Origin of the sequence: Candidatus Vicinibacter affinis (assembly GCA_016714365.1) — a bacterium.
Taxonomy (GTDB): Bacteria; Bacteroidota; Bacteroidia; order Chitinophagales; family Saprospiraceae; genus Vicinibacter; species Vicinibacter affinis.
Map to the genome: position 1 here is coordinate 1,270,699 of JADJNH010000005.1, position 14,844 is coordinate 1,285,542.

Annotated in this window: 14 protein-coding genes; 7 read left to right on the top strand and 7 right to left on the bottom strand. The window is 39.0% G+C overall.

From position 1 onward, the window contains the following. Window positions 1–3 precede the first annotated feature (3 nt). The 3 genes from IPJ53_05125 (at window position 4) to IPJ53_05135 (ending at window position 5,030) form a co-directional block, all read left to right on the top strand. Window positions 4–621: an HmuY family protein gene (locus tag IPJ53_05125; protein MBK7798471.1), complete on the top strand. Its 618-nt coding sequence runs from the start codon at window positions 4–6 to the stop codon at window positions 619–621. A gap of 253 nt (window positions 622–874) precedes the next feature. Continuing rightward, window positions 875–2,551, top strand: coding sequence for an energy-dependent translational throttle protein EttA (gene ettA, locus IPJ53_05130; GenBank protein ID MBK7798472.1), 1,677 nt, complete (start codon window positions 875–877; stop codon window positions 2,549–2,551). A 487-nt stretch (window positions 2,552–3,038) separates the two neighbouring features. After that, window positions 3,039–5,030: a T9SS type A sorting domain-containing protein gene (locus IPJ53_05135; protein MBK7798473.1), complete on the top strand. Its 1,992-nt coding sequence runs from the start codon at window positions 3,039–3,041 to the stop codon at window positions 5,028–5,030. A gap of 63 nt (window positions 5,031–5,093) precedes the next feature. Here the strand turns inward: IPJ53_05135 and IPJ53_05140 are convergent, their stop codons facing one another. From IPJ53_05140 to IPJ53_05165, 6 genes are all read right to left on the bottom strand, one after another. Then, window positions 5,094–6,278 (bottom strand): homoserine dehydrogenase, encoded by a 1,185-nt coding sequence (locus IPJ53_05140; GenBank protein ID MBK7798474.1) that lies wholly within the window; start codon window positions 6,276–6,278, stop codon window positions 5,094–5,096. Window positions 6,279–6,286: 8 nt separating this feature from the next. Next, window positions 6,287–7,462, bottom strand: a complete 1,176-nt coding sequence (locus IPJ53_05145; protein MBK7798475.1) for an aminotransferase class I/II-fold pyridoxal phosphate-dependent enzyme — start codon at window positions 7,460–7,462, stop codon at window positions 6,287–6,289. Then, a complete protein-coding gene (locus tag IPJ53_05150) occupies window positions 7,443–7,871 on the bottom strand; it encodes an OsmC family protein (GenBank protein MBK7798476.1) in 429 nt (142 codons plus the stop codon). The genes IPJ53_05145 and IPJ53_05150 overlap by 20 nt, the downstream gene beginning before the upstream one ends. After that, window positions 7,871–8,848 (bottom strand): homoserine O-acetyltransferase, encoded by a 978-nt coding sequence (gene metX / locus IPJ53_05155; GenBank protein ID MBK7798477.1) that lies wholly within the window; start codon window positions 8,846–8,848, stop codon window positions 7,871–7,873. Before metX ends, IPJ53_05150 begins: the two co-directional genes overlap by 1 nt. A 286-nt stretch (window positions 8,849–9,134) precedes the next feature. Beyond that, window positions 9,135–9,728, bottom strand: a complete 594-nt coding sequence (locus tag IPJ53_05160) for a thioredoxin family protein (protein ID MBK7798478.1) — start codon at window positions 9,726–9,728, stop codon at window positions 9,135–9,137. A gap of 9 nt (window positions 9,729–9,737) precedes the next feature. Continuing rightward, window positions 9,738–10,229 (bottom strand): TlpA family protein disulfide reductase, encoded by a 492-nt coding sequence (locus IPJ53_05165; GenBank protein MBK7798479.1) that lies wholly within the window; start codon window positions 10,227–10,229, stop codon window positions 9,738–9,740. A gap of 103 nt (window positions 10,230–10,332) precedes the next feature. Here IPJ53_05165 and IPJ53_05170 point away from each other — a divergent pair, with 103 nt between their 5' ends. Continuing rightward, window positions 10,333–11,148: an alpha/beta fold hydrolase gene (locus IPJ53_05170; protein ID MBK7798480.1), complete on the top strand. Its 816-nt coding sequence runs from the start codon at window positions 10,333–10,335 to the stop codon at window positions 11,146–11,148. Between the two features lie 6 nt (window positions 11,149–11,154). Further along, window positions 11,155–11,847, top strand: a complete 693-nt coding sequence (gene trmB, locus IPJ53_05175; protein MBK7798481.1) for a tRNA (guanosine(46)-N7)-methyltransferase TrmB — start codon at window positions 11,155–11,157, stop codon at window positions 11,845–11,847. A 310-nt stretch (window positions 11,848–12,157) separates the two neighbouring features. Here trmB and IPJ53_05180 read toward each other — a convergent pair whose 3' ends face one another. Next, on the bottom strand, window positions 12,158–12,547 hold the full coding sequence (locus IPJ53_05180; GenBank protein MBK7798482.1) for a hypothetical protein: 390 nt from the start codon (window positions 12,545–12,547) through the stop codon (window positions 12,158–12,160). A gap of 75 nt (window positions 12,548–12,622) precedes the next feature. Here IPJ53_05180 and IPJ53_05185 point away from each other — a divergent pair, with 75 nt between their 5' ends. Both IPJ53_05185 and IPJ53_05190 read left to right on the top strand, forming a co-directional pair. Continuing rightward, complete coding sequence (locus IPJ53_05185) at window positions 12,623–12,826, top strand: hypothetical protein (GenBank protein ID MBK7798483.1); 204 nt, start codon at window positions 12,623–12,625, stop codon at window positions 12,824–12,826. Between the two features lie 658 nt (window positions 12,827–13,484). Continuing rightward, window positions 13,485–14,822 carry a hypothetical protein gene (locus IPJ53_05190; protein MBK7798484.1) on the top strand — a complete coding sequence of 446 codons (1,338 nt, stop codon included), beginning with the start codon at window positions 13,485–13,487 and terminating at the stop codon, window positions 14,820–14,822. Window positions 14,823–14,844 lie beyond the last annotated feature (22 nt).

The window sequence follows — 14,844 nt, forward strand, 5'->3', positions numbered from 1 at the left end:
ATTATGAAATATTTTTTTCCGGCAATGCTATTATTTGCCTTTATTTTGGGAGTGAGTTCATGCAATGATGATGAAGACAACTCCACTTCGACTGTAAGTTCGGTTAATGTAAAAGATCTTCCTGCAGATCCTACCACCGGTTTTGATCCTACCACCGGCATGCCTGTTGGTGATAAGAAAATATTTACCTTTTTCAGATTGGCTGACAGCAGTATTGTTCCCAATTCGGACAGTGCTACCACCAAGTGGGATATTGGTTTCCGTGGCAGTACCATCATCACCAATGGCGGTTCAAGTGGTCCCGGCCAGGGAGGTGCATTTATTTTTAGCGGTCTTTTTGCAGATTTGAAGGAAGTTCCTGCAGACAGTACATTTCGCGTGGATCAGAGTTTAACCAATACGGCTATTGGAAAAGGTTGGTACGATTATAATGGGGCAGCTATGGTGTTTACACCCAAGCCAGGGAAAGTTTTGGTAATTCGTACCGCTGATAACAAATACGCCAAACTGGAAATTCTCTCCTACTATAAAAATGCACCGGCAAATCCAACTCTTAACGACCCTGCTCGCTATTATACATTCCGTTATGTGTACCAGGCTGATGGGACAAAGAAATTTTAGATCAGGAGGATCTTTGTTAAATTAAATAGATTGGGTTTTAGCAGGCCGCATTTAAAATGCTGCAAACGTATTGCATCGCAGTTTCAAACTGCGATGATCATTTGGTTAAGTTATATTAGGTTTTAGCAGGCTGCATTTAAAATGCTGCAATCGTATTGCATCGCAGATGCAAACTGCGACAATCTGTGGGAGGAACAGAGTCAGAGGCGTTCAGTCACATTAGTTGGTTATCTTTGCCGTCTAATTTTTCAATATGGCAGATAATAAGATCATCTTTTCGATGGCAGGTGTGGGAAAGATTATTCCACCACAGCGGGTAATCCTCAAGGATATATATCTTTCATTTTTTTACGGAGCCAAGATTGGGGTCCTGGGATTGAATGGATCCGGGAAATCCACTTTACTGAAAATCATAGCAGGCATCGACAAGAATTACCAGGGTAAAATCGAGTTCGATGGCACTTATAAGATTGGCTACCTTGAGCAGGAGCCTACTTTGGATGAGACTAAGACTGTCAGGGAGATTGTGCAGGAGGGCGTGCAGGAGATAGTTGATTTGTTGAAAGAATATGATGAGATCAACTTAAAATTTGCAGAGCCGATGAGTGATGATGAAATGAACAAACTCATCAATCGGCAGGGAGAAGTTTCTGAAAAATTGGAAATAACCGGAGCCTGGGAACTCGACAACAAGTTGGAAGTTGCCATGGATGCATTGCGATGTCCTGAAGGAGATGTGCCGATTAATATATTATCGGGTGGTGAGCGTCGCCGTGTGGCTTTGGCAAGGCTTTTATTGAGCAATCCCGATATTTTACTGCTTGATGAGCCAACGAATCATCTGGACGCTGAATCTGTGCTTTGGCTGGAACAGTACCTGGCAAAATTTCCGGGGACTGTAATTGCAGTTACGCATGACCGTTATTTTCTGGACAATGTGGCAGGATGGATTCTTGAGTTAGACAGGGGTGAAGGAATTCCATGGCAGGGAAATTATTCATCCTGGCTGGAGCAAAAGACCAGCAGACTTGCCGGAGAAGAAAAGCAGGAAAGTAAAAAAAGAAAAGCCCTTGAGCGAGAGTTAGAATGGGTGAGGATGAATCCAAAGGGTCGTCAAGCCAAGAGTAAAGCCCGTTTAACAGCCTATGAGAAAATGGCCGGAGAAGAATCCAAAGAGAAGGAAGCTAAATTAGATTTATTTATTCCACCCGGACCTAGATTGGGTGATGTGGTCATTGAATTGAACCATGTGAGTAAAGCATTTGGTAATCGGGTGCTATATGATGACGTTTCTTTCAAGATCCCAAAGAATGCAATTGTCGGAATTATTGGACCCAATGGAGTAGGTAAGTCTACCTTATTCCGGATGATCATGGGCCAGGAGAAACCTGACCAAGGTGAAATCATTATTGGAGATACTGTGAAGCTCGCATACGTAGACCAGAGTCATAAAGACCTGCTGCCTGAAAAAAGTATTTATGATATTATTTCGGGTGGATTGGATTTAATTACTGTTGGAAATGTTTCGGTGAATGCACGAGCATACATCAGTAAATTTAATTTTGGAGGACAAGATCAAAGCAAAAAAGTAGGAATACTTTCAGGAGGTGAACGCAACAGATTGCATCTCGCCATGACCCTCAAAGAAGGAGGTAATGTATTGTTGCTCGATGAGCCTACAAACGATATTGACGTTAATACCTTACGGGCTTTGGAAGAAGCCGTTGAGAACTTTGCAGGATGTGTTTTGGTGATTTCTCATGACCGATGGTTCATAGACAGATTAGCAACTCATATTCTTTCATTTGAAGATGAAGGGCAGATCATATTTTTTGAAGGAAACTTTGCCGATTATGAAGAGAATAAAAAGCAGAGATTGGGCAATGTAGCACCGCATCGACCTAGATTTAAAAATCTGATCAAAAGTTAGCAACAGATTTTCCAGAGCGCAATATAAGTTTACAGCTTAATTGAATTTGAGTTGTTCGATTATTTGATTTTTGTATCAAACCAGAAATTGGTTTTAATATTGGTGTTAAACTCTGACAATTAAACTTCATTCATTCGGTACAAATAAAATTGTGCTCAGGAAGCTTCCATAAATTTTAAAATCAGGAGTCTCTTAATATTCAAGTTATTATGAAATGAGGGAGTCAGCATCGAAATATTAAGTTAAGCAGGATGCATACCACGGGCACCCAAAATTTACCTAAATGAAATTTGAATTTTGGTCAAGAGCTATTGGGGTATATTTTTTAAAAACTGATACAAGTGAAGCGTAAAGTGTAATGAGTTGTTATAAAATAGTTTATATATATTGGTTTGTATTCATGTCTTAAAGTGTCCTTAAATTAGATTAAGGAGCTTTGTATATTGACAATGAATGAGTTATTTTTATACCCTAAAAACCAAAGATCATGAGGATGTATTTATTTGTGGCGGTCCTGGTAATGGGTTTCAGTTCCGCCTTTGCTTACTCCCCCTCCCCTCTGAGCTTGACAGTGGAATGTCCGCAGCCAGTTAATTTGTTGGAGGGCCAGTCGTATGATACGACGGTCACCGGATTACCCAAAGTCATCGAAAATGATGGAGGAGCGGTTACCATCACCTATCTTGAATATTACACCAAGGGAAATTGTTCCAACAAGAATGACGTAGTGACCAGGATTTTCACAATCCGTAATGCAAAGGGAGATCTCCAGAGATGCAATCAGAGTATTTTTCTTAGACATCGGACCATTAATGAAATTAAATTTCCAACGGATACCACAGTTTCATATCCTAAAACCGGTTCGTTTGTGAGTGCAATCTTAGGTGTGCCTGACGAACTTGGAGCTTTAATTATTAGTTTTTCGGATACCAAATTGTCTTCAGGTTGTTCAAGTCCAGTGCGCATCAGAAGAGTATGGACCATAACAGATCGATGCACCGGAGCTGTGAACACGAGAACTTCACTGATCAATGTGCTTAACTACCAAAATAGTTTTGAGCATCAGAAAGTGGTGGAAGACGATCTATGTGATGAGGAAGGATTGATCAGTGTATCACCCTTGGGTGAGTTTGGTGCCTACACGTATGCATGGAGTAATGGTGCCACTACTTCGATCATCAGCAATCTTAAGCCTGGCATTTATTCTGTGGTGATTACAGATAAATTCAAATGCAATACTTTGGTTTCATTCGGACTGGAATCCATGTCCGTGAAGGCGGATGTTGGAGGAAGAATTGTTACCCAAAATGATTACCGGGTTTATCCGGATTCAATCTACATTACCGATGCGAACAATATCAAAAAATTCTGTTTGTCTGCAAATGGGGGATTGCACTATGGGTTCACGGTAAAAAAGCGCAACAGCGGATTTATGGAATACCGATTGGTCAAACGCACTGATCCGGTGGCCGGAATCTCGACAAAAGATGTGTTATTGATACAAAAGCACATTTTGGGAATTGAACGTTTTTCCGATACATTGAAATACTTCGCTGCAGATGTCAATAATAATTTTAATGTGACTGCTTCCGATATGACAGAGCTTCGAAGACTGATACTCGGGATAAAAGATAATTTTACAGCTGTATTGCCATGGTATTTTTTACGAACAGACTGGAAGCAGGTGATTGCGCCTTTTCAGAGTTTTCAGTCCATCCAATTCAAGGGCATACAGATCGTTAACTTTCCACGTCAAAATGCAGACATCCTAGCACTCAAAATGGGAGACATCGATTTAAGTTATCGACAAACATTCACAGGAAACCAGTTGGATCAAAGACTGAAAGGAACCAGTTGTAAATTGATCCAGGGACCTGTAAAAGTGGTTGGTAATCGAATGGTGGAAATTCCATTCTATCTGACAGCCAACCAGGATGTCATGGGCTTCCAGTTTGCCTTGAGTTTATGTGATGCTGGAGAAATTATTAAAGTGCGGTCTGTACAAATACCTGAAGAAAATATTCATTTGAAAGAAAATGCGCTTATTGTATCGCACAGTACCGGACTTCCTTTGATATGGAACAATCCGCAACCTGCATTTATTCTGACTTGTAGGGTAGATGCATTAAATGATATTAATTATGAGTTTTGTCTGAATGATAAAATCATTTCTGAATATTACGACAGGAACTTAGTAGAATGGGGGCTTGAATTGAATCAGAAAAATGAAATTCCAACTGATCATGTTTCTTACCATTTTAGTCCACAACCTGTGAAAGATCTGTTGCATATACGGTCTGAGCAAATTGGATTATCTTACCTCAGTGTATATTCTACAGATGGAAGAAAAATTGATCAATTGGCGTTTGAATCTGACCTTGATTATGATACAGGCGGTCTTCCCTCCGGATGTTATTTTTACCGGATTGAAAAGAATTCTTATGTCATGCAATCAGGGCGATTTGTGGTGAGCAAATAAATAGTTTTACTTTTACTTTTCAGTTTCTCCCTTGTAGATTTTTACAAAATTTCGATCAGGGATTTAATCGCTTACCACTGCGCAAAACAAACTTTTGTCTTTAAGGTATGGACGAATTCTGAACAGCTCCTCCAAATTTATGATGGCCAGAATATATGAGTAATCGTCACTGTAATATTCAGAAATGATCTGATGAAAATTAATCATTGTAAGGTCTTCTTTGGAATTGATGCGCAAGTAAATTTTTAGGTTTACATTCCTGGTAAATAAATTCGATCCGTTTTGTTCGTGTTTTTTATAAGAGTAGCGGTAGTGATAGGACAGTGCTGAAATATCTGATAAAACAGCACTCCCAGTGGGGTGGCTGCCGGCACCTCGTCCCTGAAAAAATTGCTCACCTGAAAATTCTCCTTCCACAATTACACCGTTGAATTCATTTTCTACTTTGTACAAATTATTTTTTTTGCTGATCAGGTGTGGAATGACATAAGCTGTAATTTGGTGTTCTGCTATTTTTTCAACAACGGGTAGTAATTTAATTTTAAATGATTTTTCTGAGGCAAATTTTATGTCGTGATCGGTAAGCTCGGTGATACCGATGGTGATTATATTCTCAGGTTCAATTATGATTCCGAAGGCATGCAGCGCTAATACAGCGGTCTTGAATTTTGCATCAAAACCTTCTACATCATTCGTAGGATCACTTTCTGCAAATCCAGCCTCCTGCGCTTGTTTAAGCGCAGTTGGGTAGGAGATTTGATCTTCAATTGTTTTGGTGAGAATGTAATTTGTAGTGCCATTGAAAATGCCCGATACTTTTAAAAGATTTTCATTGTCAAAGTATTCTTCAAGTGTTCTGATGATGGGTATGCTGCCGCATGCCGAGGCTTCATACAATAAACTCACCTGATGTTTCTCCTGCAAAGCAAAGAGTTCAGTTAAATGCAAGGCAAGCATTTTTTTATTGGCCGTGACCACATGTTTTCCATTGGTGATTGCGGTTTTGACAATTTCAAAAGCTTCCGTTGCATCGTCAATAAGTTCTACCACCACATCAATCTCTGGGTCATTCAGGATTTCATATTTATCATAAGTGATCATATTCGCACTTACAATCCTTTTTTTGTTTCGATCTTTTACACCAATTTTTTTGATGTTGGCTTTAAATCCGGTGCTGTGGTTAAGGACATAGTATAATCCTTGGCCCACACAACCAAAACCAAACAGTCCAATATTTAGTATTTTCATTTTTTCATTTATTTAATTGATTCAAGTGCCTGAAGTATGTCCTGATGTATGTCTTCGTATTCTTCCAGTCCTACTGAAATTCTTATAAGGCCATCTGTGATTCCGGTTTTCATTCTATCCTCCGGACTCAGTTTGCAATGTGTCGAGCTGGCCGGATGAGTTGCAATAGTTCGGCTGTCACCAAGATTGGGTGAGATTTTAATCATCTGCAAAGCATTCATAAATTGTTGCCCTGCATTAAGTCCTCCTTTTAAAGAAAAGGATACAATACCTCCCCCGGCGCGCATTTGTTTTTTTGCTATTGCATGTTGTGGATGTGAAGGGAGAAAGGGATAACGTAAGTATTCGATGGACGGATGATGTTCCAGATCAGTTGCCAGTTGTAAAGCATTGGCGCAATGCCGATCCATTCTCAGTGAAAGCGTTTCAATGCTTTTGCTTAAGATCCATGCGTTGAATGGTGAAAGTGAAGGACCCGTGATGCGTGCGAATAAATAGATTTCCCTAATTAAATCCTTGCGACCGACCACCACTCCACCGAGAACTCTTCCCTGGCCATCAAAATATTTAGTAGCTGAATGAATTACCAGATCCGCACCATATTTGATAGGTTGTTGTAAATAGGGTGTTGCAAAACAATTGTCCACCACTAAAATCAAGTTATGAGCTTTTGCAATTTTTCCTACCCATTCCAGATCAATGATTTCGATGGCAGGATTGGTTGGCGTCTCCAAATAAATAATTCGCGATTCGGGTTTAATCAGATTCAACAATTCATTTGGATGAGCGGCGCTGAAATAATCACATTGAATGTTGAACCTGGGATAGTATTTGGTGAATAAAGTATGGCTTGCACCGAAGATGGATGAGCAGGATATGATGTGGTCTCCAGCTTGAAGCAAAGGAGTAATGGCATGATAAATAGCGGACATGCCGGATGAGGTAGCTATACCGGCTTCAGCCCCTTCCAACTGACAAATTTTTTCTGCAAATTCATCCACATTAGGATTTCCGTAACGTGAATAAATATAATCATCCGTTTCTTCATTGAAAGCTGCCCGCAGATCTTCCGCCTGATCAAACACAAAACTGGAACTCAAATACAAAGGCACCGAATGCTCCTTGTTTTGCGATCGTTCTGATTGAGTACGAATGGCAATCGTATTAAAATTCTTCTTTTCCATTGAGTGTTATTTTTGAAATTATTTTTGCAGTGGGTTCCAGAGTTTTAGCCACAGAGCAATATTTATCCAATGATAAATCGATTGCTTTTTTGACCTGATCTACTGTAAGTTCGCCATTGATTTTAAAGTGAATTACAATCTTTCTATACAGGGAATAAGTTTCCAATTGTTCGCGGTCACCATCTAGAATGACTTCAAAGCTGCTGTATTTTTTTCTTTGTTTTTTTAGGATGTTGAGGACGTCTATCGCGCTGCAACCACCGAGTGAAGCCAGCAAAACCTGCATCGGCCTCATGCCTTTATTTTGCCCGCCAATATTTTCGGAGGCATCCATAATAAATGAGTTGCCACTTTCATTTTGGGCCTCCATGGTGAAGTTTTCATCTAAGAGTTTTATTACAATATCCATTATTTATAATTTAGAAATGATTTAACTATTTTGTTAATTTTTTTACCTTCTGTAAGGAATCCGTCATGGCCAAATGGAGAACTTATTATCTTAAGTTTAGCATTAGGAATATTTGCTGCCAGAAAATTTTGTTCACTGATTGGAAATAAAATATCTGTTGAAATTCCGATGACCAATGTTTTCGCAATGATTAGAGACAAGGAATTTTCTATACCGGCTCTTCCTCTTCCCACATCGTGCGAATCCATTACCGAGCTTAAAATATAATAAGAATCTGTGGTGAATCTTTTAGCCAGTTTTTCACCCTGGTATTGTTGATAGGAAATGGTGCCATGGTAGTCTGGTTCCTTTTGTTCGTCTAAAGTGCGGTGATACATTTGATAATTTCGGTAACTCAACATGGCAATCGCTCTGGCAGCTTTCAGACCATTTTCACCGGCATCAATGGCCATCCGCTGTGCTTCATTAAAAGCTACACCCCAGGCTGAATGTTTGGCATTGCAGGCGAGTAGTACCATGTGTTCTATGGATGATGGAACCTTGATTGCCCATTCCATGGCTTGTTGACCTCCTTGTGATCCACCGATGATTAAGAAAATTTTATTTAATTTTAAATGTGCATATAATAAGTGGTGTGCATTCACAAGATCTCTGGTGGTGAGTTTTATTTTGTTGAATGATAAACTTTGGTTGCCAGAATCAGTCTGTTTAAATTGTGTTCCATAACAAGAACCAAGATTGTTGGCACAGACAATAAAATATTTTTCAGGATCGAGCAATTTGTTTTTTCCAAATACCACATTCCACCAATCCGCAACATCAGAATTGGCGGTGAGTGCGTGACAAACCCATACAACATTTGATTGGTCCTTATTCAGCTTGCCATAGGTATGATAGGCAATTTGAAGATCGTGCAGGATGGTCCCGGATTCTGTAACAAATGGTTTTTCATGCCTGTATAATTGCACCTGATTCATTTTCTTTCTCGTTTTAAAGTATAAAAAAAAGAGCCTTGCGGGATGCAAGGCTCTTTTTAAGATTTTTTGAATATTTAATTAACTTAAATGTTCATATAGAGGCCTTGCAGGATGCTCACGCATACAACAACACATCATCAAACAACAAACATTTAAATTTTTCATGATCGAATTAGTGGTGCAAATAAAAGCTAATTTTAAAGAATGAAAAAGTCGTAATCATTATTTAACAAAAATTTATGAAACGAGCATAAAAAGAAATATCTGATTTCTATGTAAGACGAAATCAGGACTTGACCTTGATGCTGCAACCAATGGCTTTAGTAATGGAGGGATCAGGATCTTTTCCGTTCATAAGGGCTGCGATTGCGTTTTCAAGATATTTATCTTTTACCATGGCGGCATCTTTTGGGCTGTCGTCAATGGCGCCAATATATTTTACTACACGATTTTTATCCAATAGAAAAACATGAGGCGTTTTCGTAGCTCCGTACATTGGAAAAACTTCTTGTTTTTCATCAAACAGATATGGGAAATTATATTTATGTTTTTTGGCGATTTTTTTCATTTCCTTGGGTCCATCTTCCGGAACAACTGCAGGATCATTTGGATTGATGGCAATCACCGGGTAACCGGAATCGGTATATTTTGCACTGAGTTCAACGATTCTTTTTTCATACATCTTGGCATAAGGGCAGTGATTGCAAGTAAAGATGATGATATATCCTTTTGCATCTTTATAATCTGACATGCTCACAACCTTTCCGTTTATGTTTTTTAAACTGAAGTCGGTCGCTACATCACCAATCTTATATCCCTTTTGGGTAAAAGCCGTTAGACTTAAGGATAGTAATAGCATTAACATGATTAATTTTTTCATAAGCAGTAATTATTTTTTAGTGATTGAATTTATCCAATTGTGAATATCTGCAGCAGAATGGAATTCTTGTTCGGCGAAACCTCTTGTTTGATTCCCAATCACCAAGGTTGCAGGGATTGATCCTGTCCAGCTTGGCTCGATACGGTCGATATAGAAATTTGGATTGTTCTCATCGAGTACCATGACCTTTGACATCACATTCTTCTTTTTTAAGAAATTGCTGAGTTTGGATTGAGACCGATTTAGATCATCCAGGCTGACCAGATATAAAAGTTGTTTGGTACCTTTTATTTCCTGATTGAACGTTTCAAAATTGGGAAGCTCCTTCACGCAAGGTACGCACCAGGTGGCCCAAAAATTAAATACCCGCACCGTATCATCCTGAATGGACAACAGGTCTTCCAGATCACCCAGTTTGATGATCTGATAGTCTCCGGATTGGGCTTTCAGGTGTAGAGTAAGCCCCATTAGAAAGGCCAGCATGAGGTTTTTGATCTTCATCTCATGGAAACGGATGCAGGTGGTTGATTGTTTTAAATTTTCGGGTTCATTTTTATAAATTGGGGCTCGGGTGTGTGAATTAGTTTAATTTAGCCTTTGAATTATGCGTTGGAGCTTCAGGAGGACTTTGGTATTGCTTTCTTCGATATTGGTGTTGTATATCGTGGGGATTTTCTTTATTTATATTTTTATAGATTTCATCGTTTTTTCACCGGTGATACATCCTGCAAAGGCTCGATATAAGCTGGCTCTGCCTTACCAGGAAATCAAATTGAAACATCCAAACGGGGAACAGGTCAACATGTTGGCTTTCAACAATCAGGCACCTTTGAAGGGTTATATACTTTTCTTTCATGGGGCCAATAAAAGTGCAGATTTCTGGGCCGCTTATGCTCCATTTCTGACAGAGCGGGGTTTTAAACTGTACATCCCTGATTACCGTGGATATGGTAAATCAGATGGCAGTCCATCGGAGATCAGTTGGAATGAAGATGCCCAATTGGGGCTCACCTGGCTTAAGACACAGGTTTCTGAAGACAGTATTCTGTTCTACGGCGTTGGGCTGGGTGCTTCAGCTGCGGCGTACTTGGCCACTATCAATCCGTGCAGAATGGTCATACTCGAAAATCCGGTCTATGGTTTGCGTTCCTGGATGAGGGCTTCATTTCCCTTACTGATGTTGCCCTATGAACTCAAATACGACTTTAACCTTTATGAGTATATTCCGAACATTGTGAGTCCTGCGGTCATACTACAAACCAAAAAATCCAAAGACCTGAACAAATTAGAGCAAGCACATCTGCAATCTTTAATGTCAGATCCAAACAATTTTATTTGGCTTGACCATGCGGATAAAAGTTTTCCGCTTGAGGACGAGGAATACATACGTTTATTTGATCAATTAGTGAAGAGTTTATAATACTTTATGAGTAACCGATCCAAGCTGGAGAAATTTGCTGCCAATCTTGCATTTCCCAATGTATTTGAGAACATGGATTTTGATGAGCCCAAGTTGAGGAAGGGATTGAATCAGTATGTTGATTTTCGGAACAAATGGAAGGAAGAATATTTCAAAAATAATTCCCCATTGATCCTTGAGCTTGCCTGCGGTCGTGGAGAATACAGTCTGGGGATGGCCAGGATGCTGCCGGAGCGTAATTACGTAGGCGTTGACATTAAGGGAGCCAGAATCTGGAAAGGTGCCTCCACCGCATTAAATGAACAATTGAATCAAATTGTTTTTGTGCGTACAAAGATTGAATTGTTGGACAAATTTTTTGGGGAGGGAGAAGTGGATGAAATCTGGATTACTTTTCCGGATCCTTTTCCACGACCCAGTAAGTCGAATAAAAGACTCACATCCGATTATTACCTCGACCTCTATCATAAAATTCTAAAACCGGGCGCTTTGTTGCATCTCAAAACAGACGACCCTGGGCTGTATGACTTCAGTGTAGACAGGATGCAATCACATCCGGCCTTCACCTTGATATACCACGAGGATGACATTTATTCCAAACCACTGGTGACACCTGAACTTGAACTGAAGACTTATTATGAAAGAATGCATCTACAAGTAGGGAAAAAGATCAAATATATACGAGCCAAGCATTCTTAATGATTTAAAAAGTATTGCCTTTTTTAGTTTGTCTTAATCAAAAATCTAAAAAATTTCAGCTAATCCAATAGGACAGATAATACAGTACAATTCTTACATTTTTCTTTAGACTATTTATTCGTATTCATTGGAAATGACCATGGTATTTTTCTAAATTGGTGTGGAACAATTTAGGAAACTACCATGGTTATAACTAAATATCTACAAAAGGAGAACGAATATAATTACTTCAACCAAAATGAAGGGTTGCAAATCTGCAATTTGTTGAAGTAACATGACATTCATTTTTGGATTTAAATAAATTGTTGAATTAATTTTTAAGGCTTCCGCTGAATTCATAATTTATGTCTGCCTGACCTGCTTTTTTCCAAACAGATTTTCCATTGATGACATTATCCTTCACCATTCCTTCAAATAGGATTTCACCTTCATTGGCGCTATTAATCGTGGTGCTAAACGTGGTATTGTCGTCTTTGTTCTGATGCTTGTAAGCAGCAGCGGCAAAGCCATATTGGTGACAGGCGTCTGAATCCATTTTTCCATCCTTAAAAATTAATAAGTCTGGATCTTTTTTATCCGGATGGGCGACATCCCAAATGCTGATCTGAAAGGATTTGCCATCCAACGATTTATTTACATTCTGGGCACAGGACATGTTGAGAAAAATGCTTAGACCTAAAAAAAATTGAATTACTTTCATAAGAGCTGGTTTTAATTGTGATTGAATAATTAATTGTTGTGTTGGGTTTTATATTTTATTTATCAAAAATTGTTCTTGTCAGGATTTACCATTATATACGGTTGGATGGGATTCTTATGGGATCAAGGAACCAAAGCTGCACATAGGTTCCGGTGCAATTTTTATGACAATTCACTCCTACAAACCATACTGCCACCTGTCATTGTCGTGATCTTAGTATCCAGGAATTTTGAAAGCGATGCTTTTACTCCTGGATCAAATAATAAACACATTGTATGAAACCTGAAATTATTTCTATTTATTTTATTCAAATGCCATCCTGATTGAATCAAAGAGAAGGCTATTTTTCTGTGCAAAGACAGTATAAAATTTGGCAGATGAAAACCTAGATCGATTTTCACAAACTTAATTTTTTAAAATTGGCGAAAAATCACATTTGTCCAAATGGAGTTGACTTGACTCAGAAATCACTCACCTAATTTTGAACATTAACCGTCTGCTCAATGTAAATGTAGTTTTTATTTTTCAAATTTTAGCAATTTTATTTAGTATGAATTCCAGGAACGCGACTGTAGAATTGATCGTTGGCAGAATCGAGATTTTAGTTTAATAAGTGGCTGATGGATTCAGTTTTAAACACACAAAATCTCATTAACTTCTCAGGAATTTTAAGTCATCAAGTAATCTGGTTTGAAGAAGTATATTGTGCAAGAATTGACTTTATGTAGTCAGACATTTTTCATTTAACTGAGCATGTGATGTTGATGGTACCAGGAAGATTTACAATAGAAGAATTATTTATTCGTACAAGCCTTTATATGAAATTTGGATGATGGTGTCTTTTTAAAGATTTAATATTTTGCAAAATTTCCATCATTAACGGGCATGATAACAATCAATTTAGGCAACCCTAAAAATATTTTTTGCATAATAAAATATGTACTTACATTTGTCGGAGCCAAGTCGTTGTCAACTCGTGAAAGCTTTATTTACCTGTACTTATAAATCTAAAATAGCTAGCATACATTGTTGGTTATTTTGTTTTTGTTTGGCAGAAAGTATTCAGGGTCAGGCGCTTAGTGATAGTGTGTTGCGAGAGAAGTTCAGTGCCTTCCGGCTCAACGGATACGGGGCCATGCATTATTACCACTTCGACTGGCAGACTGACAGTTCGAGGCGGGACGCCATCGATCAGGAGCGATTTATCCTGGACATGGGATATAGGTGGACTCCGAGGATTGGATTTAATGCAGAAGTGGAGTTTGAACATGGAGGTACCGGGGGCGCAGTAGAGTTTGACCGTTTTGAGGAGTTTGGAGAGTTTGAATTTGACATCAGCAAGGGTGGTGAGGTCATCGTGGAGCAGATGAATCTTGAGTTGGGATTGTACAAGGATATCAAACTAAAAGTAGGTCGGGTAAAGGTTCCTTTTGGAATGATGTTTAAGCGAGATGAGCCAACCGATTATCTGACATGCTGGAATTCTGAAATGGAAACTCAGATACTTCCAGAGAACTGGACGGATAATGGTTTTTTGGTATCCGGGTCCTCCGGAAAAACTCATAAGCTCAACTATTATCTCGGGTTTGTAAATGGTTTGGATGGATCCGCCTTTAATTCGGCGAATTGGATCAAGCGAGGTAATCAACGAAGATTTGAAACGGTGAATGCAGAGAATTTCGCCTTGAGTGCAAGACTTGATTACAGCGGAGAAAATAAATGGCTGATTGGTTTTTCTATTTACGGATGCAATACCACCGATAATCGGCCAAAGCCGGATTTAAGATTGTCTACTCCTTTGTTTCTGAGCGAAGGGCATTTTCAAATGAAAATGGATCCTGTTCGTGTGGCTGCGATGCTTCTGTACGGGACTTTGGACAATTCTGAAGCACTGACCAATCAAAACCGTAATCTGTCCAACAATCTAAATGTGAAACGCACACCGGTCGGTTCTGAAGCACTGGGAGCTTTTGCTGAATTGGAGCTGGTGATATTCGGCACCACAGGTTTTTTAAAAAATAAAAATGAATCTGAGTTGTTGTTTTATTCGCGTTACGATTATTACGACACCATGCACAAGACGCAGGGGTTGGTATTTAACAATCCACGTTGGGAGCGGCAATCATTTTCAACAGGTCTCGTCTATAAAATCATACGGAAAGTACATTTAAAAACACAGTTTACTTTAAGGAAAGTGGGAGCTCCTGCGCCTACCAGTATTCGTGGTGGTCGACTGGAAAAAACATTTGCTGCCGGTTTTGCCTTTGAATTTTAAAATCACTCAATAATTATATTTC

Coding starts and splice junctions, on each gene's coding strand:
- IPJ53_05180 (MBK7798482.1), bottom strand. CDS start 12,547: ATGAAAGTAATTCAATTTTTTTTAGGTCTAAGCATTTTTCTCAACATG.
- IPJ53_05160 (MBK7798478.1), bottom strand. CDS start 9,728: ATGAAAAAATTAATCATGTTAATGCTATTACTATCCTTAAGTCTAACG.
- ettA (MBK7798472.1), top strand. CDS start 875: ATGGCAGATAATAAGATCATCTTTTCGATGGCAGGTGTGGGAAAGATT.
- IPJ53_05170 (MBK7798480.1), top strand. CDS start 10,333: ATGCGTTGGAGCTTCAGGAGGACTTTGGTATTGCTTTCTTCGATATTG.
- IPJ53_05135 (MBK7798473.1), top strand. CDS start 3,039: ATGAGGATGTATTTATTTGTGGCGGTCCTGGTAATGGGTTTCAGTTCC.
- IPJ53_05190 (MBK7798484.1), top strand. CDS start 13,485: ATGTACTTACATTTGTCGGAGCCAAGTCGTTGTCAACTCGTGAAAGCT.
- trmB (MBK7798481.1), top strand. CDS start 11,155: ATGAGTAACCGATCCAAGCTGGAGAAATTTGCTGCCAATCTTGCATTT.
- IPJ53_05140 (MBK7798474.1), bottom strand. CDS start 6,278: ATGAAAATACTAAATATTGGACTGTTTGGTTTTGGTTGTGTGGGCCAA.
- IPJ53_05125 (MBK7798471.1), top strand. CDS start 4: ATGAAATATTTTTTTCCGGCAATGCTATTATTTGCCTTTATTTTGGGA.
- IPJ53_05150 (MBK7798476.1), bottom strand. CDS start 7,871: ATGGATATTGTAATAAAACTCTTAGATGAAAACTTCACCATGGAGGCC.
- metX (MBK7798477.1), bottom strand. CDS start 8,848: ATGAATCAGGTGCAATTATACAGGCATGAAAAACCATTTGTTACAGAA.
- IPJ53_05165 (MBK7798479.1), bottom strand. CDS start 10,229: ATGAAGATCAAAAACCTCATGCTGGCCTTTCTAATGGGGCTTACTCTA.
- IPJ53_05145 (MBK7798475.1), bottom strand. CDS start 7,462: ATGGAAAAGAAGAATTTTAATACGATTGCCATTCGTACTCAATCAGAA.